We start from the raw sequence: 20,240 nt of genomic DNA on the forward strand, positions 1-20,240 counted from the left end.
TGCTTACACCTCTTTCTCTCTGGGATTGGCATCCATCGCGCAGCTCCTGGGCTTAATCAGAACCGATGGGTTGGTTACTTTGGCATCCGGCAGGATCGATAGTTCTTGAACCAAATCAGCGCCGTGTTTTGCTTTGAGCTCATCTAAATCGCCAAACTCCAGACACCTCATAATGCAGGCGTCCACACAGGCAGGATTTCCCCCCTGGTCGCGTAGCTCCTTGCAGCTGTCGCATTTCCCGACTATGCCGCTTTCTTCAAGGAACTGCGGTGCACCATAGGGGCAGTTCCAGATACAGTATTTACAGCCGATACACTTATTCTTATCGTGTTGTACCGTTCCATCCTCGGCATAGTGCATGGCACCGGTGGGGCAGCCCTTGACACATTTGGCCTCAGCACAGTGATTGCAAGCAGAAGAGTAATTGAAACCATCAGGTCTTGGATAAACACCGGTTTCAAAATTTCTTACCCGACGATATAAAACGCCGATCTTGTTATTATTTTTATCTTTACAAGCGATTTGACAGGTTCGGCAGCCAACGCAGGCTTCCATATCAAAGTAAAAACCTAATTTGCCCACTTTTACTTACACCCCTTTCCTAAAATACAATTCTTGCTGGTTTTTCCACATCGGGAATTAACTTAGATGGCGTGTATTTCTCAATCCTGGCAACTCCCGTATTGAATCCGGAAACACCTTGACCGGTGGGAACCTGGCCACTGAGGATATTGTCAGCACCACCTCTGTCGATGCCGGTTTGTTCATCGATATCCACCCAAGCTCCATGGGGTAGAGCGACGACGCCCGGTCTTACTCTTTCCGTCAGACAAGCGTTCCTTAAAATCTGTCCATAGGGACTGGTGATCAGAACTGTATCTCCATTGCTGATACCCTTGGCTTGTGCGTCTTTGGTATTCAGGAAGACTGGATTGGACCAAGCTTCTTGCAGCCATTTCACATTGTCAAAGACGGTGTGAGAGCGGCGCAAATAATGTGGGTTAATCACCTGATAAGGAAACTCGCCTTTGGCTTTGCTTTCCCAATCCTGGAAGGTATCCTCATAACCATTGACAGGCGGAATATAGGAAGGAATGGGTTGAATCTTGCTAAAGCCCATATCATTGACGGTTTGGGCTAACTGACGACTATAGATCTCCAGCTTACCGCTTTCCGACGTTAAGGGGTTTTTCCCTGGATCCTTAACAAAATCTTCATAAGCGATATAACCATAGTTATCCCCTTGGGACCGTTTGACTTGATATACCCCTTTTTCCTTAAGCTCGCTATAGGTGATCTTACCTGTCTGGGGTTTGCCGGCAACACCCATTTCATCAATATCTTTTTGGGTGATGGTTACTAAAGGGCCATAGGTTTTGCCATCTTCATTGACTACGGTGGCGCTGGCTAAAGCATTAAAAAATTGCTGCTTTTCATCAAAGGGGAAGGCTTCTTTTTCATCAATTCCTAACTTTTTGGCAAGCTCAATAGCGATCCACTGATCGCTCCTGGCTTCATAGAGAGGCTCGGTGATCTGGGAATACATAATGAGCATTTCCCGGTTACCGCTATGAACCAAGGTTCCTCCGGAAAATCCGCCGAATTTCTCCCACTCGGTGGTCACCGGCAGGACAATATCAGCATACTTGGAATTGGTGGTTACGAATTGGGAATGGGAAACAACGAGATCCACCTTGCGGTGAGCTTCGATCCCTTTGGTCATGCCATCACTGGTTTGCAAGGTTGCCCCACCGGAATGGTAAATGATATGAATATCAATATCCCTTTCTTGCCCCGGTTTGAATTGATCGGGAGAAACAAAGTCCCCACTGCCTGTGAAATTGTATTTACCGTTGAGGATGGCGTCCCAGACCTGACCGGCATTGATGCTGTCATCTACAGGGTTGGCAATGCCAGGCAATCCGTTGGAACCGGCACAGACTAAAGCCGGACCGCCGTTGCCGGAGGTAGCGTGCATGGTGCTGCCTGTCATGTGGCCGGACTTGCCCATATGGCCCGTCATGGCGCCGATGGTCATAATCAGTTGAGGGAGATTATCCGAGTTGGTGGTTCTGGCCGAAGCCATGCCGCATAAGAAGGCTACTTTTTTATCCTTCCGGAACTCCATGGCCAGTTTTTCAATCTGAATCTTATCAACCCCGCAGATCTCACTGGCCCAGGCCGGTGTTTTAGGAACGCCATCATAGGTGCCCAGAACATAGTCTTTGAAATTACCTTGGGGATCTTCCCCTTCCGGCATATGCTCAGCATCAAAACCAAGACAGTATTTATTTAAGAACTCCCAATCAATCAAGGGATTCATAGCCGGGTGATCTTTGGTGATGAGCACATAGGCAATGGCCAGTAATAAAGCGGAATCAGTGCTTGGACGTACCGGTACCCACTCCGCCCCCAACATAGAATAGGACTCATTGTAAAAGGGGTCAATACCGATGAATTTTGCCCCGGCTTTCTTAGCCTGCAGATAATGCCAGCTGGAGCTTCCCATAGCACTCCAGGCCGGATTCATACTGAGCATGATAATCGTCTCACAGTTGCGCAGATCGAAACGGTCGTTGACGGTTTGATCCCATACTCCTAATTGCAGAAAGCCTACGGTTTTGGGGGTCATGGCCCAACTGCCGAAGGAATTGGTATTCCAGTATTCGCAATACCCTCCGAACAATCCCAGGGTTCTGGAGATATCGGTAATTCTACTGCTCCAGCCACCGATGTGCAAAATGGAGCGGTTGCCATAATCTTTCTTCACCCGCTGCAATTCATCGGCAATATAAGTTAACGCTTCATCCCAGCTGATCCGCTCCCATTCGTCCTTACCGCGCAGAGATTTGTCGCCGCCTCCCGGCTGCCAATGTTTACGTTTCATAGGATACTTCAAGCGATCCGCACCAAAGACCTGCTGGCGCTGAGAACGTCCTCTGAGGCAGCCCCTTTGTTGTGGATAATCCGGGGAATCTTCATGGGTATCATCGGTTTTTTGGCGAACGACGACTCCATCCACCACTAAAGCCTTGTTTAAACATCTTCCACCGCAGTTATGCCAACATGCGGCGGGAATCCATTCTCCTTGCTCTTCGCCCAGAGCATTCACCTTTTCTCCTGCTGATGTTAAGCCGCTTCCGCAACCAGCCAGAGCCAGGCTGGCCGTGCCGGCCGCTGTCGCTTTTAGAAAATTTCTGCGGCTTATTTTTTGGTCATTAATTTTATCCAGCAATCTTGACATAGATCCTACCTCCTTTTAATCTGTTGAACCGAACCATTACGGTCAAAGGAAGATCCTGGCATCCAGCATCCAGGCATTCTTTGCTGTGGGCCATCATTTGACTGGATGTCCTCCTGAATCTATAATCAGTATATATCAGCCCTATTTTAGGCCATATGTTCACAAGTACAAAATACCCTTGTGATTTTTAGACTCTGCTCCAAAGTTTTTGGCAAGAGTTGTATTATAATTATTCTATATCATCAAACCTTTGGAAGTATAGGACAAGACTCCTAACACTTATTGGAAAGGATGAGGCAACATGGGCATGGATTTCAAGGTTCCTGATTACATGCAGGAATTGGCCTTGGCTTCGGGACAAGGACTTGATCAACTCAGTGCTGTCTTAGCCAGGATATTGGATCACCCGGTCTTAATTTCTTCATCTGCCTATAAGCTCTTTTCTTCCTCTTCTCATTATGATTTCGAGTCATTTCATATTTATTCTAACCAGCCCAGGACCGGCAGTGACGCACTTTTTACCTGCCATATTTTGACCGACACTATGCAATCCCTTGCCCTGGGCAGAGTCGTTGCGCCCTTCGGCCGCACCCTGGGCTATATTTTTATGCTTACTGATGACAACTCTCCAGACCCAACTCACTTTAAACCCCTCCTGGATTATGCAGCATCCCTCTGTGCCGTCCATCTCCAGAACCGCCTCGAGCTTAAACAAGAACAAAGCAAGTTCAAAAATGCCTTTCTCTATGATTTGATCTATGGCAATCTAAAACGCAATGACGAAATCATCGCCACCGGTGAACTATGGGGTTGGAATTTTCGCCGTCCTCACACAATTATGGTTTTTCTCCTGCCGGAACCAGATTTTTATACCACGGAATGGCATCTCATGGATGTTCTTTCGAGGATTGTTGAGCAAAATTTCATCGAGATTTACTATAAAAACCCGGCTGTTATCCTTCGCCAAAATGAACTCATCCTCTTTGTTCCTATGCAAACCGATAAGCCTGCAGTGCAGACAGAAGAGCTCCTTGTTTTCGCCGACAAAATCCTCTCCCAGGTCCAGAATACTGAATTAAAGGGTCTTGCTGCATGTGGCGTAGGTCAGGCCTATTCTGAGGCTACTGTGCTTTTTCGCAGCTACCAAGAGGCAAAAGTCGCTTTAGAAATGGGAAAACTTTTAGGTATCCCTATCCCCTTCTTTAGGGATCTCGGCCTGGAACGGATTCTCTATAAACATGATCTCCAGGATTTAAAAGAGTATTATCTCCATGTCCTTGGGGAGCTGCATAAGCAAGACGACCAGGACAGCTCCCTGGTGACGATTCTGGAAAGCTTTGCCGAGAATCAATTTGATGTGGGCAAGACGGCCAAGGCACTCTTTATGCACCCCAATACCTTGCGTTACCGCTTAAATAAAATTGAAAACATCTTAGGGAAGCCTTTGACGGATAACCACGCCCGCCTGGATATCATGGCGGCTTTTAAAATCAAGCGGCTTCACACCATTGAAACGTTATTGGCTTGACAGGACGTTATGCAAGGGCAGGATTAATTTACCTTTCATTTTACCACTTTCATAGAATCCTCGATTGATTCCATAGCACAAAAGAAGTATAATTTAGTTAGAATATTGCTAAGGAGTTGACACCATGCAGATTAAACCGTCCGCAAGCATCAGGCAGAATTATAATGAGATTGCAGCTTTGTGTAAAGAATCTGGTGAGCCTGTATACCTTACCAAAAACGGCGAGGGTGATCTCGTGGTGATGGATATAGAGGCGTTTACCCGCCGTGAGAAAATGCTTAAATTGCGCGAAGAACTGCTGGCCGTTGAGGAAGACCGTCTGGCCGGACGCATTGGGGTTACGCCGGACGAACTTGACAGCTATCTGGACAGCATCATTGATGAGGTGGACCATGGATAAGGGGCCTCAATATAAGGTAATTGTCTCCGAACGTGCCCGTCAGATGCTGGCGGGCCATGTTCGGTTTCTGGCACAAAAAAGCCCTGATGCTGCCCGCAGAACAAAAAACGAATTGATGAACGCTATCCGCTCCCTTTCCACCATGCCGGAACGCTTTCCTTTTCTCAATGCTGAATTTATACCGCTGAACAAATATCACAAGATATTCGTTGAGAAATGGTGTCTGATTCTCTATCAGATCAAGGATCAGACTGTATATGTTGACTACATCGTGGATTGCAGGCAGGATTATGGATGGCTAATCAGATAATCCCAATGTATCTCCTCAGTCAAGACTGCACGATATCATGGCAGCTCTTAAAATTGAACGGCTTCACACTATTGAAACGTTATTGACTTGACCTGTTTACAGAAAAGACGGCTTCTGGCATTTTAAACCAGCCGCCGTCTTTTGTTATCTTCCCAAATTCTTTCATCCTAAATATCTTGAAATGCTTTTCTTAGATCGATCTCAAGCTCCGGAAAACTATGGACCACTTCTAATATTATAATCGATTTTCCCTACCCCAAACCCAAATAGTACTCTTTACACTGTTTTTCCTACCTGAGCCTGATGCCCCTGCTTCAGAAAGCTTTTCTGCATCCCCTGCTGCAAGTTGTCGCTGGGTTTCAGCCGCCCGATTAGCAAAGGAGATTCCGGGTCATGCAGCAGATAGTTTTCGCGAGGCAGCTGGGCATTTTTGTTTGCGTAACAATATTTACAGCCATTGGGACAGCTGTTAAGGGCTCCAATGTCACGGCTTTCCATACAGTGACAGCCTTCGCGAAAGCCTCGATGCTTAAGCTCCCGAAACTGGATATCGTTTGCCCGGCCTAATATATCCAAAGTAACACATCCCGAGGTTTTAATGCCGTACTGGGCATAGTTTTCCTCCGGGCCGCAGGTCTGTAGAGGTATACCGTACTTTGCTGCAATCGCTCCAAGCCCTCGAGCAATGTTATCCTTATCCTCATCCTGCAAAGCAATCAATTCCGGAAAGTTGACTTCATGTTTCCTATACATTTCCACAAAACTGAAGATGCAGCGGTCAATATGCCCCGCCAAGCGATCGGCAATATACTCAAAGGTTTCGAGATGCAGGGCCCCTGTGTAGTTGCTGGTCAGCAGCACCGGATCATACCGCCAGGCAACGCGCCGGGCACCGACAATTTCCGAAAGCTTTATCAACGTGGCGATACTTGTGTCGATATCCGGCACCCCTGGTTCAACATCCCTCCCATAAGCCGTAATGGTATAGTAAAAATAGGTGTGGAACCTCTCCGTGATCTCATGGATGCGCTGGAGAACGGGAGCATAGTTTTTTGACCCGAAGATAAGGCAATCGACTTTATCCGGGGTTAATTCATAACGCCGCACCGAATTGGCAAACAGGGAATTTCGGGAGAGGACGTAACCCTCCTCAAACCGCCTGAAAAGCCAGTCTGCATAATGGTTGACAATATCCGTCCGCCCGCTGATATTAAGAATCATGTGTTTACCACTCCTTTCCTCACGCTGCTGCTATAAAAAGGCAAGCTTCCATGCATAAATGGAAGCCAGCGAGCCATGAGGCAAATATCTTTATTCTTATGGGGTTAAGTGTACTTTATTTTTAGGATCATGTCTTCCGATTTTGCATCATTTAATTTCCAGCACTGGAGCCCACACTTCCTTCAAAAGGCGGAGCCCCTCTTGTATCTGCCTCTCATTCAACAGGCTGTATCCTGCAAAAAGCAGATTGGGAGGGCAGGCTTCTGAGGCACTCCAGAACGGGGTCACCGGGTATACCCTGACTCCTGCTTCTTCAGCCATCTGGATTAAACCCTCAGCCTCCACTTCCTCCGCAAACTCCACCAGAAAATGCAATCCTGCCCCTTGCCCATGCAGCACGATGTTTGGTCCGAAGTGTTGCGAAAGCTGCTGGACAAAAACATCATGCCGTTTTCGATAGGCTGCACACATCCGGCGCACATGCCGGGTATAATCTCCGGAGCGCAGAAAGCTGGCCAGCACTTCCTGGGTCAGCCAGGTAACAGGGCTGCTGTAAGTAGAAAACATCTGATGGTAGGCTGGAAGCAATGACTTGGGAAGTACCATGTAATTAATGCGCAATGAGGGAGAAAGAGATTTGGAAAAGGTGCCGATATAGATAACACGATCATGGCCATCGATGGACTGCAGGGATGGTATCGGATTGGCATCATACCTGTATTCACTGTCATAATCGTCCTCAATGATATAAGCGTTTTCTTCCGCCGCCCATTCCAGCAATTCCCGCCGTTTGGAAATCGGAAGGACGGTTCCATAAGGAAACTGATGGGAGGGTGTTACATAAACAATAGGGACAGCCAATGTTTTTAGCTGTGAAAGATCAAGTCCGTATGGTGTCGAGGGAATATGGCGTATCGTAAACCCGTTGTTTTGAAAGACCTCTTTGGCTCCATTATATCCCGGCTCCTCCATAGCAATCCTCTTATGGCCTGCAAACAGCTTGCATAAGGTATCCAGGGAATAATGCAGGCCACAGCCGATGAGGATCTGATCTTCTGTACACACCACCCCCCGGGTCTGGTACAAATAGTTTTGGAGTTCACAGCGCAGGGAGAGGTTCCCCTGTTTATCCTGATACTGAGTCATCTGAGCCGACAAATGGGGCAACGCCAGCACCTCCAGCATATGCTTTTTCCAGGCAGTCTTGGGAAAGTACTCCTCAGGAAAGCTTCCGTATTGAAAATCATAGGGAAGCTTTTTCTCTGCTTTCTCGTGGCCCGGATGAGCAGACACCCCAGAAGATAACGGTTGCAATTCAGCGCTCTTTTTAGAATCCCTAATGCTCTCTACGGCAAAGCCTGCACCTTTGCGAGGAATAATATACCCCTCCACCGCCAGTTGTGTATAGGCTTTGTCCACAGTATTGCGCGCAACGCCTAATGTCTTGGCTAAAGTCCGGATTCCGGGCAGCAGCGTTCCCGGCGAAAGATTTCCGGAAATAATATCCCCTTGTATTTGCCTGTAAATCTGATCATATAAAGGTGTGTTGATTTCTTTACTAATATAAATCATTTATTCATACACCTCTCACTCAGTGTACCCATAATTATATGCTAAGAGTGTACCTTTTAACGGGTACACTCTTAGCATATAATAAAAACACCCAGCTGGCAATTGGCAAAGCCCGGGCCATCCCTGGGTATGAAGCGCACAACCTGCGCACATTACACATTAGGAGGAATGATCTATGCAAAACAGGATGAAACACTTTCAATTAACCAAAGAGGAGATTGACGCACTCCTGGAAAGAGCGGCTATTGGACGCTTCGGAACAGTTCGCGGGGACGGATATCCTTATGTCACTGCCATGCATTTTGTCTACTATAACGAAACTATTTATATGCACGGACTGCCTAAGGGATTAAAGATCGACAATGTGAAGGCTAATCCAAAGGTTTGCTTTGAAGTGGATGAGCTGTTGGGATTGCAGCCGGGTGAAGGGGCGGCCTGCGATACAGAGGCCATTTACAACAGCGTGGTGGTGATAGGAACAGCGCATATTCTGGAAGATATCTCCTCTAAACGTGAGGTTTTGAACAGATTGGTTGAAAAATACACACCCCAGTTTGCTGGTAAAGAGCTTCCGGAGAATATGGTGAAAGGTACGGCAGTGATTGAACTACAGATTAAGGAATGTACCGGGAAATATCACAAATAAGTCTTTCAAGGAGGCTGACTAAACACCCGTGTAAATGGGCTCTACTGCCAAACCAGACCATTCGCTCCCTTTGTCTCTATCCTGGGTTACGTATTCCTGAGCATCAACATCTTTCCATAACTCTTTTCCGACCCCTTTAATACCTGAAAAATCTTTGTTTTTTCCTTCCACAACCTTCAATATTAGTACACCATCGACTTCGTCTGAAATAACCCTAAGTTCCATTCCTTCTTTCAATTTCAGCTTCTCTGAAACTTCCTTTGGAAGCTTGATTGAATTCCTATTTATAACATAATAATGTTATTTGAGATGCAAATTCTGCTTGTTCAAAAACAGGGGCATTATCATGAGCTAGTGAAACTCCGCTCGGTACCTTAGCAGGCGCATTTTCTGACTCTTTACGGCAGTTTGACTTGCGCCTTCCTAAACAGGTCAATGATGGCCTGACCTGTATCCGGATTGATTTTATTGATGCGTTCATAGGGTTTTTCGATAGTGTAGTTCTTCCCATCCTCAGTGTAGAGAAAATAGGTATAGGCAACACTCGGACCTTCCAGAACAATGCGCATAAAATTAGCTGTAGCCGACACATCGTTCACACTGGTATACCTCCAGAGGAAGGAAGGATTCTCTTCTTCCTGGGCCAGGTGTACCGCCATCTCCAAAATAGTGCTGTCTGTGCTGGTCACAGAGGTAACCTCTTCTCCCTTTTTCCACTCGGACATGGTCACGCTTTGGATCTTAGGATAGGCAAGCAGGGTTAATTTCTGGATAACCCGGAAATCCTCTTCGGGAATGGCATAGTAGCGGTATTGTTCACCGGATTGAATCATCGCCAGAGTCGGTTCCGCTTCAAAAAAGTGAATCTCGTTATCCCCATTAACCTGAATCGTAATTGAAGGTGTAAGCTCATAAGAGGAAGAGAACTTTTTTTCCTTCCAATCATTCGCCGCCCTATCCAGCCATTTTCCCAACTCTACACCAGATACGATGATGGGATAAGGATATCCCGCTTCATTAATCTGCGCACCATCTCTCTGTACAAGGAGAGAGACCAGATTATCCGGATTGAGGAAAGATAGATCCGGTTCCTTATCGGCAGGGTTGACCAGCAGAGTGAACGCCATACCACCCACGGCAACAGCTAAAAGAATCACAACCCAAAAACCGGGCTTCTTGTAATTAAGGATATTTTTAACTCTTGATTTGACATCGCTTTCCCCAAAAGCCAAAGGACTTAAGGTGAACAATCCGCTTCTTTTGACGGAGAGAGCCAATAATGACTTGGCATACTCACTTTTCCCTTCTCCTCCTACCCTTTTCAGCACACTTTCATCACAGGACATCTCCATATCCCGGCTCATCAGGACAAAAGACAGCCACATCACAGGATTAAACCAATGGAGAATAATGGCTGAAAAAGCCAGTGGTTTCAGGAGATAATCCCTTCTTCTGATGTGGGTTTGTTCATGGGCCAGGATATAATCCAGGTCAGCCCCCCTTACACCCAGAGGCACATAAATCTTCGGACGAATAAACCCAAAGACAAAAGCGGTACTCAGCCGATCAGATTCATAAATATTATCTTTAATCAGGGTAGCCGCTTGCAACAGTCGTTTCGTTTTCAGATAGGCAAGGACACTGTAAGAGATCAGGATCACCATACCGGCCAGCCAGATCACGCTTAAAATCTCCATTCCCACCGCCAGAGTCTCCCCTCTGGTCATCGCTGAGGATGGGGGCAAAGCGGCAGCAGCCTGCTGCTCACCCCCCTGCTCAAATCCGGCATCACCGGAAGGAATGGTGGGCTGGGGCATCATGCTTCTACTCTCAGGAACATATTCCAGGACACCGGCCTGAGTCCGCAGATTCGCCGTGACTACTCCCAGAAGACTGAAATCCGAAGGCAATGAAAAAGGGCAAAGCAGCCGGAACAGAACCACCGACCATAAGACATAGGAGAAAATTTTCGGGGCCTTTTTTAAGAAAAAACGGACAAGGATGACCACTGCCGCCACATAGGTGGCCGTAAGGCTCATATTCAAGACCGCTGTCCAAGCACTATGTAAGCCGCTCAGCTGTAGGCTGCCCAACTGTAAGCCACTCAGCAAACCACTCAGTAATTCACTCATTGCGCCGCCTCCTCGATCATCTTTTTGATCTCTTCGGCCTCCTGCCGGGTGAGCCGCTTATCTTTGAGGAAGGCGGCTAAAAAAGCAGGCAGAGAATTATCAAAGGACTTTTCCAGGAGCACCTCGCTTTCATACTTTTGCACCTGCTCCCGCTTGACGAGGGTGGTCACTGTGGCGTTTTCGTTTTTCAATAATCCCCGCTCAGCAAGCTTGCGCAGCATGGTATAGGTGGTCGGCTTTTTCCAGCCCAGCTTTTCCCGACAGACCTTAGTCAATTCCGTTGAATTGACAGGCTCAAGCCGCCAAATAATATCGAGGAATTTATACTCCGCGTCAAACAGTTTAAATTCTTCCACAACTTATCCTCCCTAATCCTACGCACGTTGTGCGCTTCATATTGCTAAAACCAAAGGTTTATTCAAATAAACCCACAATAAGTTTATCCTGATAAACCTCCTTTGTCAATAACTAGAAGTTTGATTAACATGCAACTATTTGACCTGCTATAATTTACCACGGAATATTATCCGGGATTAGATTGAATAGTGTCAAAGGGTAATGCATACTTGAATTGAGGTATGGTTATTGATGATTAACGAATCCAGTCCATTAGAGAAGGGAAATAAATTGGTTATGAAAAAGAAAATTGTCGCAGGGATTATAAGTGGAGCTTTGGTAGTGAGTGGCGGAGTTGCTTTAGCTAACTCTTCATATTTTAGCAAACCCGTTAAAGCACCTGAACAAGCGGAAGTGAATTCTACTGACCTACAGCCTGAAAATACATATGGAAAATTAACCTTAGCCAATGGTGAGTATGAAGGAGAGATTAAAGACGGTTTAGCACATGGCCAAGGAACAGTTTATTATTGGAATGGAGATCACTATGTCGGCTCTTTCCTCTATGGCCGGGAAAGCGGCAAAGGCATAATCACACAAATTGTTGAGAACGGTGAACGATTGACACAAGAAATGGAGCATCCTATTCTTACCGCAGTTCCGGCAACACCACAAGGTAAAGGGCATCGAGTTCCTGAACCGAATGACGGATTGTATCGTGTCAGGAAAGATCGCCCTACCGGCATAGTCATCCACGCCATTACTTTTCATGAAGGTTTTCGCGGGGAAGGTATGAAAGCTGTCGACATTCACATCATGGCCAGAAGTCATAACAATGAAAATGAATTGGTGCAAGGAAGAGATGGGATTGTTTCGATCACCGGTTCCACAGGCAAGGTTTACAGCATGATCGGAACAAAGAGAACTGGAGTCAATACGAACGCTATGTTTGATGATTTCCAGGAGCAGGAAATTACCCAGTATCAGGATATATCCGTTAATGAAAAAGAGATCACATCCATCGTTGTTCGACGTGACGGTAAGCTTATTACAATTCAACCTGACGAAGATACAAAAACAGCAACAACACATCCCTAAAAAATCATATATATTCCAACCTATACCTAAGGAAGGAGCCGCAAAACGTTTATGCCTAAACGTTTGCGGCTCCCTCTTCTTTGCCGGGTTTATTTAAACTCTTTCAAGGTAACGGATATAGGCTTGAACTCCTTGACTTATTCCCTGTGCGGCTTTCTCTCTAAAAGCGTTGTCACTGAGCTGTTTCTCCTCGGTTGGGTGAGAGATAAAAGCTACTTCCACCAGAACTGCCGGCATGGTATTGTTCCTCAGCACATAAAGCCGCGAATCCTTAACACCAAGATTTTTGGTGCCAATCTCCTGGGTTAACCCGCTTTGAATATATTGGGCCAGTTTGTAGCTGGGAGAACCACTGGGGTTTTCCGAGGAGTAGAAGGTCGTCGTGCCCTGAGCCGTTTGCCAGGAGTCATTATGAATACTGATGAAGAGATCCGCATTGTTTTCATTGGCGATATCCACACGTTTTTGCAGGTCCCCTCTTTGCGTGTAGGGTGTTCCCGGAGCATAAGCCGGAGAGTTGTCATCGTTGCGGGTCAAGACCACCTTGGCTCCGGCCGCTTCCAGCTCCACGGCCAGATACCGGGCAATAGCCAAATTATTATCCTTCTCTTTGGAGCCGCCGGGTCCGATGGCTCCCGGGTCCGGAGACCCATGACCGGGATCCACAACCACAGTTTTGCCAATCAGCAGGTTCTTAATAAAATCTTTGCCTTCCAGTTCAGCCTGAATTTTCCCCGAAACCACACCTGTGCCACCCAGAATAAAGACCTCCATAGCGGCAAGCTTATCCGGGCTAAAAATCGGAGCGATGGACTCAGGCAAAGTATAACTTTTCGTAATCAGCAGGGCCGAGTTATTCTTGGCAGCAAGAACGGTTCCTACCATGGCGTCGGGATAGTGCTGACCTGAAGCCAGATAAAGCTGCTTTGCATCATAGACGTTTTGAGTTTGAGCATACTCATAGAGCTTAGCCGCTGATTCGTAGCGGTCCTGCCCTCCCAAACGCTGACTTACAGGGATATTCTGTTCCTCAAGCAGTTGATCAGGAACCACGCCATCTCCCCCCACCACAATGACCTGGGAGGGTCTATGCTGCTGATAATAGTCGGATACGCTTTGGGGAAACTCAGGGTTTGACATCAAAAGAATAGGGATCTGTTGGCTTCCGGCATAGGACGCCGCGGAAAGAGCGTCCGGGAAGTCGTCTCCGTTGACCAGAATCATGGTATCACTGGGAACCTTTGCCGCGATGAGGGTTGATGTCTCATAGCGATCCTGTCCGCCAATTCTTTCCCACTGATAATTGAGTTCAGTGAGTTCTTTTTCCAGATAAGTGGATAGCCGCCCATTGCCGCCCAGCAGAATCACCTTTTTGGCCTCCAAGCGCTTTAATTCCTCTTTGACCCGAGGATCAAGATGAGCGCCATAGGTCAGAAGAACCGGCGCATCCAGCCCAACCGCCAGGGGAGTAGCGGCGATAGCATCGGCATAATTATTCAATTCATTGAGAATGACGGTTTCCGAGGTCGTCCACCCTTGCTGGGATGCGGCGATAGAAGTGGCTGTGCGGTCTTTACCATATAATCTTATCGTAGCGGCTCCGGTTGCAGAAGATTCTGCAGTTGCTTCGGCACCAAAAACTGTGAAGGGAAAAAGATTCAAAAGGAGAATTACTGTTAAAGACAAAAAAGAAATCCGTTTCCACTGCATAATAGACCCCCTACAATTCAATCATATCGACAGAAACTGACACTTTTTGATTATAACATGATGTGAATTGCAGAATCACTGGAATTATTAGGCTCAAAAACAAACTACAGAATGCGGCACAAACTATCGGGCGAATCGATTTCCCAAAAGATAGAATTGAACAGGGAGTGAGAAAATGGATTGGGTTAAACAGCTGAATGAAGCAATACATTACATAGAGGAAAATCTTACAACGGAGATCTCCTATGAAACTATTTCAAAAATCGCCGGCTGCTCTGTTTATAATTTTCAAAGAATGTTTTCCTATATTGCCGATAAGCCCTTGTCCGAGTATATAAGAAGCAGACGCTTAACCATGGCGGCCTTCGATTTGTTAAACAGTACGGACAGAATCATTGATATTGCCCTAAAGTATGGCTATGAATCCCCGGATTCCTTTTCACGTGCCTTTAAAAGCTTTCATGGGGTTTTACCTTCCAGCGTCAGAAATGAAACAGTTCAGCTAAAATCCTGCCCCAAGCTCTCCTTTCAAATTACAATTAAAGGAGCATATCATATGAATTATCAAATTGAACACTGGCCTGCCTTTAAAGTTATGGGTATCTCACACAAAGTTAAAACAGCGGCAGCATTTGAAGTTATTCCAGGCCTATGGGAAAAGGCCTGGCAAGACGGAACAATGGGAAGGTTTATGGAGAATTTTCCTGATTACAGGCCTGCAGGATTTTTAGGAATTGCAGCCGGCGGCCAATGGGGAGATTCCGAAGGAATGAATTATATAATAGCCGTAACCAACCATGTTGATGTGTCTGAATGTCAACCTATTCCTGTACTTGAAGGGATGGAGGAATTTGCTTTCCCTGCTGCGGCCTGGGCAATTTTTGAAGCGAACGGAGAGCTCCCTGATGCAACACAGAAAGTCTACAAGCAATTTTACACCGAATGGCTTCCCAACTCAGGATATGCACTGGCAGACCTGCCGGTTATTGAATGCTACATGCAGGAAAACCGTCAGGAAGTATGGATTGCTCTGGTTAAGAAATAATGAAAAGGAATGATGTTATGCATTATTTATTCAGGTCAGGCTGCTACAAAGAAGGCAATCGAGTTTTCATAAAAATACCCTTCAATGTTTGGGACACTTGTGGTAAGAAAGGGAATATAACCGTTAAAGCCACTATTGATGATATAGCTTTTGAATGCAAACTTATCCCCAAAGGCAATGGAGACTATCTGCTTCCACTTAACAAGGATATCTTTAGCAAACTGGGGTCAAGCGGCGAATACGATGTTAGATTTACTCTATTGGAACAATTGACCAGAATAACCAATGACAGTCCGTATGATAAAGACAATCCCATACGGCAGATTGAAAGTATCTCCTATTTGAAGCAACCCCATAATGGCTATTGCGGGCAAACATGCCTTGCCATGCTGGCCGGAATTTCTGTTGACGAAGTTATAAAAATAATGAAAAGTACAAAATGGCAGGCAAGCATTAGTAAAGTGCTTGAAACCCTTGACTATTTCGGCTTTTCATACAAAAAGCCTGTTTATACTCATGGGGAAAAGGTGATGTTCCCCAAGTGCTGCATCATAAACTCAAGGGGTTGCGAAAAAAGCCATCTGCTGGTTTACTTTGACGGCGTTTTTTATGACCCGGCGACTGGAGTTTCAAAGGATTATCCACACAAAACTATTATTAGTTATATTGAGGTCAGTACCCTAAACAGAACCTAATCCCTTGGTCTTGCCTTTAGGCTCCCGTTCCTGCAGAGTGACCCTGATGGTATCCCCCGGCTGTTTGCCGATTTTAGTGCGTATATCTTTACGAATCCCCAGGATGTGGCAGGGAGTTCCCATTCTGACCAAGCTGCCTGCATAGACCTCACCGTCAAAAGTCGCGGTTACCGGAACCCGGCCTTTGCCAAATTCAGCCTTCACATCAAAAGGTATTTCGATATAAGCCCCGTCCATATCCGGCACCTTCTTGATCTCCGCATCAAATTCATAGAATTTACTCATGAGAACTCTCCTTAGTGTACCGCTTCATCTCTCTCAAATTAAAAATCGGGAGCAGCGAGATTAATCTTCATGAATTGAGGTCAAATTCTTTATCCTGATAATCCTTAACATAATAAGTGTTGCCCTTTTGGATCACCGTATGCCCTTCCCTCTCCAGAAAGGTTTTATGCCCTTGAATTCCCTCCGGATATTTTTCGTTCAGCCGGCCATCCTTCTTTAAGGTCCGCCAATAAGGTGTTGGATCCTCTCCCCGTTCTGCCGAAGCATGGGCCGCAATGTTGATGAATATTCCGGCTGTGAGAGGACAAGTAAAATCTGCTTCATGCTTTTGGGCCAGATAACTTCTCAGATAGTCTGCTGTAATCACTTTACCCTCAGGAACTCTCCTCATCTGCTCGTCATAAGCCAAGGGCGGTGCCACCAGCATTTTATCACCGCCATAGCGCATAACCGATTTAGGGTCCGTCACCTGAACCACTTTGGGTAGATCCTTATTTTGTTTGAGCTTTTCGTTAAAGGATTTCCTGGCCATAATTATCCCCCTTTTTCTTCTCTTCTTCATTAATTCTCTTGAGATTAATCCGCTTGAGCATATCCTCAACGAACGCCCCTTGCTTCAGCGCTTTTTGGGTAATGGGAATAGAGATAACCCGGTCTTTGCGGAGATAGGAATCAAGGATTTGAGCCTCGTCCACTTCCTGCTGTGTCAGCTGTCGGGAACAGCCTGGCTGGTCCGCCAGGGCTTGAGTGATTTCCCTGAGAAATTGCTTTAAATCCTCATCAAGCCAAGTGAGCACTCTGCTCGTCACTACTCTATTTCCTTTGATCAGGAAGACCTTGACAGTCTTTTTTTCAGTGTCCAACTGTTCAAGGGCCAGCAGGCTTTTATTGCGATATGTACCCTTGAGGAATTTTTGTCTTCCTTGTATATAGCGTAACCCCAGCAGATACTCCCGATAACGGGCAGCCATTTCAAAATTGAGCACCTCGACCGCTCTTGCCAATCGGCTGCTAAGCTCCTTCATGGCTCCCTTGTCCCCGGCTTCAATCGCTTGGCAAACTCCATCCAGCCTCTCCCTGTATTCCTCAGAACTGACCTTCCCGGTACACACCCCGACACAGGTGCCCAGCTGCCGGTACAAGCAGCCATTCCCTCCCTTGCTCCGGCCGGGGGCGGAACATTTACGGATTAAGAAGATATCACTGAGACCTTCCACAGCGGTTTCCACCCGATGGCGGCTGCTGAAAGGGCCGTAATATATCCCTCCGCCCGCTTCCCTCTCCTGAACAATGTCTAGCCTGGGAAAGCTTTCATCAGGTATCTTGATGTAGACATACTTCTGATGATTTTTCATCTGCCTGTTGTAATGAGGCTTGATTTCCTTAATCAGGCGGCACTCTTCCAGGAGGGCATCCAGCTCTGTATCCACTATCCGGTACTCCCAATCCGCAATACGCAGGATCATTTCCTCCACTTTAGGGTCCCGGTCCTTTTGCTTATAAAAATATTGGGAGACCCGGTTCTTGAGGTTCTTGGCTTTGCCCACATAGATAATATTCCCCAAGGAATCCTGCATTAAATAAACTCCCGGCTGCTCCGGCAGATCCTTTAATTTCTCTTTTAAGCAGTTCTTATCCTCCATAAACTTTCAACATCCCTACTTCGACTAGGCAGTTTTCAGCATTTGGGGCTCCACATCGGGTCTGTAACTGCTAATCTCTTTGCTAATGACTTCCATTAAAGATATAATCTATGTATATCAATTCCAAAATATATGATTATAAAGTTATTATCCATTAATACTCTCCGAAGAAAGTAGGTTCATGCTATGTTCGATTCATCCTCTTGGCAGCCCCGCTTCCTCGCCACAGGCGTAGGCAGTCTCCCCTATGCTCAAGCTGAAACAGCTTTAAGCCAGATATGGAAAGCCCTCCCCCAGGCACCTCATTGGCCCCAGCTCCCTCAACTGGGAGCAGAAAGCTCCTTTGTGGGGCAGTATCTAAAAGTGCTGATTGAAACAGGCTGTATTGGCGGATTTGAGCAGCCCCGTTTCCAAGTGGATGCCCCGGATTGGACGGAGCGGATGGCTCATTTTTACGAGTATTATCTTCATGCTGAAGCAGGGGATCCCAATGCCTTGGCCGAATTCGGCTTCACTCCGGAGGGAGGATTGGGATTCAATGAGTTTTGCGACGTACTTGACCAGCAAGGTACCCAGGAAGCCCTGCTCTTGAAGGGACAGTTAAGCGGCCCGGTAACCCTGGGCATGCAAATTACAGACCCCAACCGCAAAGCAGCCTACTATGACGACTTCCAACGGGATATCCTGGTTAAATCCCTGCGCTGTCACGCCCGCTGGCAGACGAAACGGCTGGCTCAGTACGGGCTGCCCGTCCTGATGTCCATCGATGACCCCGGCCTGTATGCTTATGGCGCCTCGACCCACCTGACTTTAGATCGAACTATCTTGATCGAGAATATTAATGAAGTGGCCGAAGGAATTCTCGCCGAAGGCGGAATACCCGGGGCTCACGTTTGTGCCGGAATGGATTGGACCCTCCTCTTCGACTCCAAGATCAGGGTCGTCAACTTTGACGCCTATGAGTATATGACAAGTATGGCTGTCCTTGCCGAACCTCTGGAAAGATTTCTCCAGAAAGGCGGCATTCTCTCCTGGGGCATCGTTCCCACTTCAGCCAAAGCCTGGGGAGAATCGGCGGCGAGCCTCCGCGAGCGTCTGGAAACGAACATTAAAGAGCTAACCAAAAGAGGAGTCAGCGAAGACCGGCTGCGGTCACAAAGCATGCTTACCCCAAGCTGCGGTACCGGTACCTTGGACATTGAGCTGGCGGAAAGAATTTATGCTCTCCTCCAGGAGCTAAGTACATCCTATCGGGATTAAGAAGAATTCGCTAGGAAAAATACCTGTCATGCCAACACCTTGAATCGATCTTATTTCCCCTGTAAAGAATGAGCTACACCCAGATTGGCCTTGCGGAAAACAACTATCCTGGAAACCGAATAGACAGCTAAAGCCAACCAAATAAAGCCGAAACTCAAGGCATGAGTCGACGTAAATTCCTCATGATAGACGAACACGCCAAGCACCAGGCTTAACGTAGGGGATAGATATTGAATAAAGCCTATCGTTGTAAAGGGCACATTCTTGGCGGCATGGGCAAACCATAACAAGGGAATGGCCGTCACGATTCCCGCTCCCATGAGCAACAGCAGGGTTGGAACACCAAAATGACTGATTGTTCCCCCACTGTTTGCCCCTGCGGTCCAAAGATAAATTATGGCAATAGGTGTAACTACGGCGGTTTCTAAAGTCAAGCCCAGCAAGGAGTCCACAGCCACCAGCCGTTTCGCCAAACCATATAAAGCGAATGTTGTCGCCAGACCCAAGGAAATCCAGGGAATTTTTCCATACTCCAAAGCAAGGATAAGTACCCCAAGGCATGCCAAAACGATGGACGCAATCTGCCAGCGATCGATCCGTTCACCCAGCACCATAATCCCCATCAAAACAACGATCAGGGGATTAAAATAATAGCCAAGACTTGCTTCCACAACTCTATTGCTGTTTACCGCCCAAATATAGATATACCAGTTGGATGTGACCAGCAAGGCGCTTAACAGCAGTCCCAACACTTTTGAGCGATCCCGGAGTACACTTCTGATCTTACCCCATTGCTTTTTATACAGAACCAACAAGGCGACGAAAACAAAGGACCAGGTAATCCGATGAGCTAAAATTTCCTGTGCCGGCACACTTTGCAACGTCTTCCAATAGATAGGCAGCAATCCCCAGGCTGTGTAAGCAGCCAAGGCAGACAACACTCCGGTTTTTGACGATTTTTCTTCCATTTTGACCTCACTAAATACTTTATATCAGAACTAAGGCATCAGATCAAAGCCTGACACTATATTATACACCCTTTTCTGAGTCAGGCCAAAACCATGCATAAGATTTTATCGTCAGTTAGTGTGGCTAATCTGTTATAATAGCCTTTG

20 protein-coding genes are annotated in these 20,240 nt (G+C 46.7%); 8 read left to right on the top strand and 12 right to left on the bottom strand.

Going from position 1 to position 20,240, the window contains the following annotated elements; genetic code table 11:
- Positions 1-3 precede the first annotated feature (3 nt).
- Together DESLBE_RS05100 and DESLBE_RS05105 are read right to left on the bottom strand one after the other, a co-directional pair.
- The gene (locus DESLBE_RS05100; protein WP_018213034.1) at positions 4-582 is read right to left on the bottom strand and encodes a 4Fe-4S dicluster domain-containing protein; all 579 of its coding nucleotides are present in this window, start codon (positions 580-582) and stop codon (positions 4-6) included.
- Between the two features lie 19 nt (positions 583-601).
- The gene (locus tag DESLBE_RS05105; protein WP_144675464.1) at positions 602-3,244 is read right to left on the bottom strand and encodes a molybdopterin-dependent oxidoreductase; all 2,643 of its coding nucleotides are present in this window, start codon (positions 3,242-3,244) and stop codon (positions 602-604) included.
- A gap of 301 nt (positions 3,245-3,545) precedes the next feature.
- On the opposite strand from DESLBE_RS05105, the gene DESLBE_RS05110 reads away from it, so the two are divergent.
- The 3 genes from DESLBE_RS05110 to DESLBE_RS05120 all read left to right on the top strand — a co-directional run bounded on the left by DESLBE_RS05110 (position 3,546) and on the right by DESLBE_RS05120 (position 5,482).
- Positions 3,546-4,772, top strand: coding sequence for a helix-turn-helix domain-containing protein (locus DESLBE_RS05110; RefSeq protein ID WP_144675466.1), 1,227 nt, complete (start codon positions 3,546-3,548; stop codon positions 4,770-4,772).
- Between the two features lie 124 nt (positions 4,773-4,896).
- Positions 4,897-5,172, top strand: a complete 276-nt coding sequence (locus tag DESLBE_RS05115; protein WP_005814556.1) for a type II toxin-antitoxin system Phd/YefM family antitoxin — start codon at positions 4,897-4,899, stop codon at positions 5,170-5,172.
- Complete coding sequence (locus tag DESLBE_RS05120) at positions 5,165-5,482, top strand: type II toxin-antitoxin system RelE/ParE family toxin (RefSeq protein ID WP_005814555.1); 318 nt, start codon at positions 5,165-5,167, stop codon at positions 5,480-5,482. Before DESLBE_RS05115 ends, DESLBE_RS05120 begins: the two co-directional genes overlap by 8 nt.
- Positions 5,483-5,758: 276 nt before the next feature.
- Here the strand turns inward: DESLBE_RS05120 and DESLBE_RS05125 are convergent, their stop codons facing one another.
- The gene (locus tag DESLBE_RS05125) at positions 5,759-6,703 is read right to left on the bottom strand and encodes a DUF1848 domain-containing protein (protein ID WP_144675468.1); all 945 of its coding nucleotides are present in this window, start codon (positions 6,701-6,703) and stop codon (positions 5,759-5,761) included.
- A gap of 147 nt (positions 6,704-6,850) precedes the next feature.
- Positions 6,851-8,275, bottom strand: coding sequence for a PLP-dependent aminotransferase family protein (locus tag DESLBE_RS05130; RefSeq protein WP_005814553.1), 1,425 nt, complete (start codon positions 8,273-8,275; stop codon positions 6,851-6,853).
- Positions 8,276-8,450: 175 nt separating this feature from the next.
- Here DESLBE_RS05130 and DESLBE_RS05135 point away from each other — a divergent pair, with 175 nt between their 5' ends.
- On the top strand, positions 8,451-8,921 hold the full coding sequence (locus tag DESLBE_RS05135) for a pyridoxamine 5'-phosphate oxidase family protein (RefSeq protein WP_005814552.1): 471 nt from the start codon (positions 8,451-8,453) through the stop codon (positions 8,919-8,921).
- Between the two features lie 18 nt (positions 8,922-8,939).
- On the opposite strand, the gene DESLBE_RS05140 is transcribed toward DESLBE_RS05135, so the two are convergent.
- The 3 genes from DESLBE_RS05140 to DESLBE_RS05150 all read right to left on the bottom strand — a co-directional run bounded on the left by DESLBE_RS05140 (position 8,940) and on the right by DESLBE_RS05150 (position 11,409).
- Positions 8,940-9,158: a hypothetical protein gene (locus tag DESLBE_RS05140; RefSeq protein WP_242834084.1), complete on the bottom strand. Its 219-nt coding sequence runs from the start codon at positions 9,156-9,158 to the stop codon at positions 8,940-8,942.
- 161 nt (positions 9,159-9,319) lie between these two features.
- The gene (locus DESLBE_RS05145; RefSeq protein WP_243131232.1) at positions 9,320-11,053 is read right to left on the bottom strand and encodes a M56 family metallopeptidase; all 1,734 of its coding nucleotides are present in this window, start codon (positions 11,051-11,053) and stop codon (positions 9,320-9,322) included.
- Positions 11,050-11,409 (bottom strand): BlaI/MecI/CopY family transcriptional regulator, encoded by a 360-nt coding sequence (locus DESLBE_RS05150; RefSeq protein WP_144675470.1) that lies wholly within the window; start codon positions 11,407-11,409, stop codon positions 11,050-11,052. Before DESLBE_RS05150 ends, DESLBE_RS05145 begins: the two co-directional genes overlap by 4 nt.
- Positions 11,410-11,641: 232 nt before the next feature.
- Here DESLBE_RS05150 and DESLBE_RS05155 point away from each other — a divergent pair, with 232 nt between their 5' ends.
- Positions 11,642-12,487, top strand: a complete 846-nt coding sequence (locus DESLBE_RS05155; protein ID WP_144678615.1) for a hypothetical protein — start codon at positions 11,642-11,644, stop codon at positions 12,485-12,487.
- Between the two features lie 93 nt (positions 12,488-12,580).
- On the opposite strand, the gene DESLBE_RS05160 is transcribed toward DESLBE_RS05155, so the two are convergent.
- The gene (locus DESLBE_RS05160; RefSeq protein ID WP_005814549.1) at positions 12,581-14,197 is read right to left on the bottom strand and encodes a cell wall-binding repeat-containing protein; all 1,617 of its coding nucleotides are present in this window, start codon (positions 14,195-14,197) and stop codon (positions 12,581-12,583) included.
- A gap of 175 nt (positions 14,198-14,372) precedes the next feature.
- Here DESLBE_RS05160 and DESLBE_RS05165 point away from each other — a divergent pair, with 175 nt between their 5' ends.
- Entirely contained in the window at positions 14,373-15,242 is an 870-nt protein-coding gene (locus DESLBE_RS05165) for an AraC family transcriptional regulator (RefSeq protein WP_015943972.1), read from the top strand.
- Positions 15,243-15,259: 17 nt separating this feature from the next.
- Positions 15,260-15,937 (top strand): DUF1905 domain-containing protein, encoded by a 678-nt coding sequence (locus tag DESLBE_RS05170; RefSeq protein WP_243131233.1) that lies wholly within the window; start codon positions 15,260-15,262, stop codon positions 15,935-15,937.
- Here DESLBE_RS05170 and DESLBE_RS05175 read toward each other — a convergent pair.
- The 3 genes from DESLBE_RS05175 to DESLBE_RS05185 form a co-directional block, all read right to left on the bottom strand.
- Positions 15,923-16,222, bottom strand: coding sequence for a DUF1905 domain-containing protein (locus DESLBE_RS05175; RefSeq protein ID WP_018213043.1), 300 nt, complete (start codon positions 16,220-16,222; stop codon positions 15,923-15,925). The two genes, DESLBE_RS05170 and DESLBE_RS05175, sit on opposite strands and share 15 nt — an antisense overlap.
- A gap of 67 nt (positions 16,223-16,289) precedes the next feature.
- Complete coding sequence (locus tag DESLBE_RS05180) at positions 16,290-16,754, bottom strand: hypothetical protein (protein ID WP_005814545.1); 465 nt, start codon at positions 16,752-16,754, stop codon at positions 16,290-16,292.
- Positions 16,735-17,865: a GIY-YIG nuclease family protein gene (locus tag DESLBE_RS05185; RefSeq protein ID WP_144675474.1), complete on the bottom strand. Its 1,131-nt coding sequence runs from the start codon at positions 17,863-17,865 to the stop codon at positions 16,735-16,737. The genes DESLBE_RS05180 and DESLBE_RS05185 overlap by 20 nt, the downstream gene beginning before the upstream one ends.
- 186 nt (positions 17,866-18,051) lie before the next feature.
- On the opposite strand from DESLBE_RS05185, the gene DESLBE_RS05190 reads away from it, so the two are divergent.
- Positions 18,052-19,125, top strand: a complete 1,074-nt coding sequence (locus tag DESLBE_RS05190; RefSeq protein WP_018307226.1) for a methionine synthase — start codon at positions 18,052-18,054, stop codon at positions 19,123-19,125.
- A gap of 50 nt (positions 19,126-19,175) precedes the next feature.
- Here the strand turns inward: DESLBE_RS05190 and rarD are convergent, their stop codons facing one another.
- The gene (gene rarD, locus DESLBE_RS05195; protein WP_005814542.1) at positions 19,176-20,093 is read right to left on the bottom strand and encodes an EamA family transporter RarD; all 918 of its coding nucleotides are present in this window, start codon (positions 20,091-20,093) and stop codon (positions 19,176-19,178) included.
- Between the last annotated feature and the right edge of the window lie 147 nt (positions 20,094-20,240).

The sequence above is a fragment of the Desulfitobacterium sp. LBE genome (genome assembly GCF_007830365.1).
In the GTDB taxonomy this organism is placed as follows: domain Bacteria; phylum Bacillota; class Desulfitobacteriia; order Desulfitobacteriales; family Desulfitobacteriaceae; genus Desulfitobacterium; species Desulfitobacterium hafniense.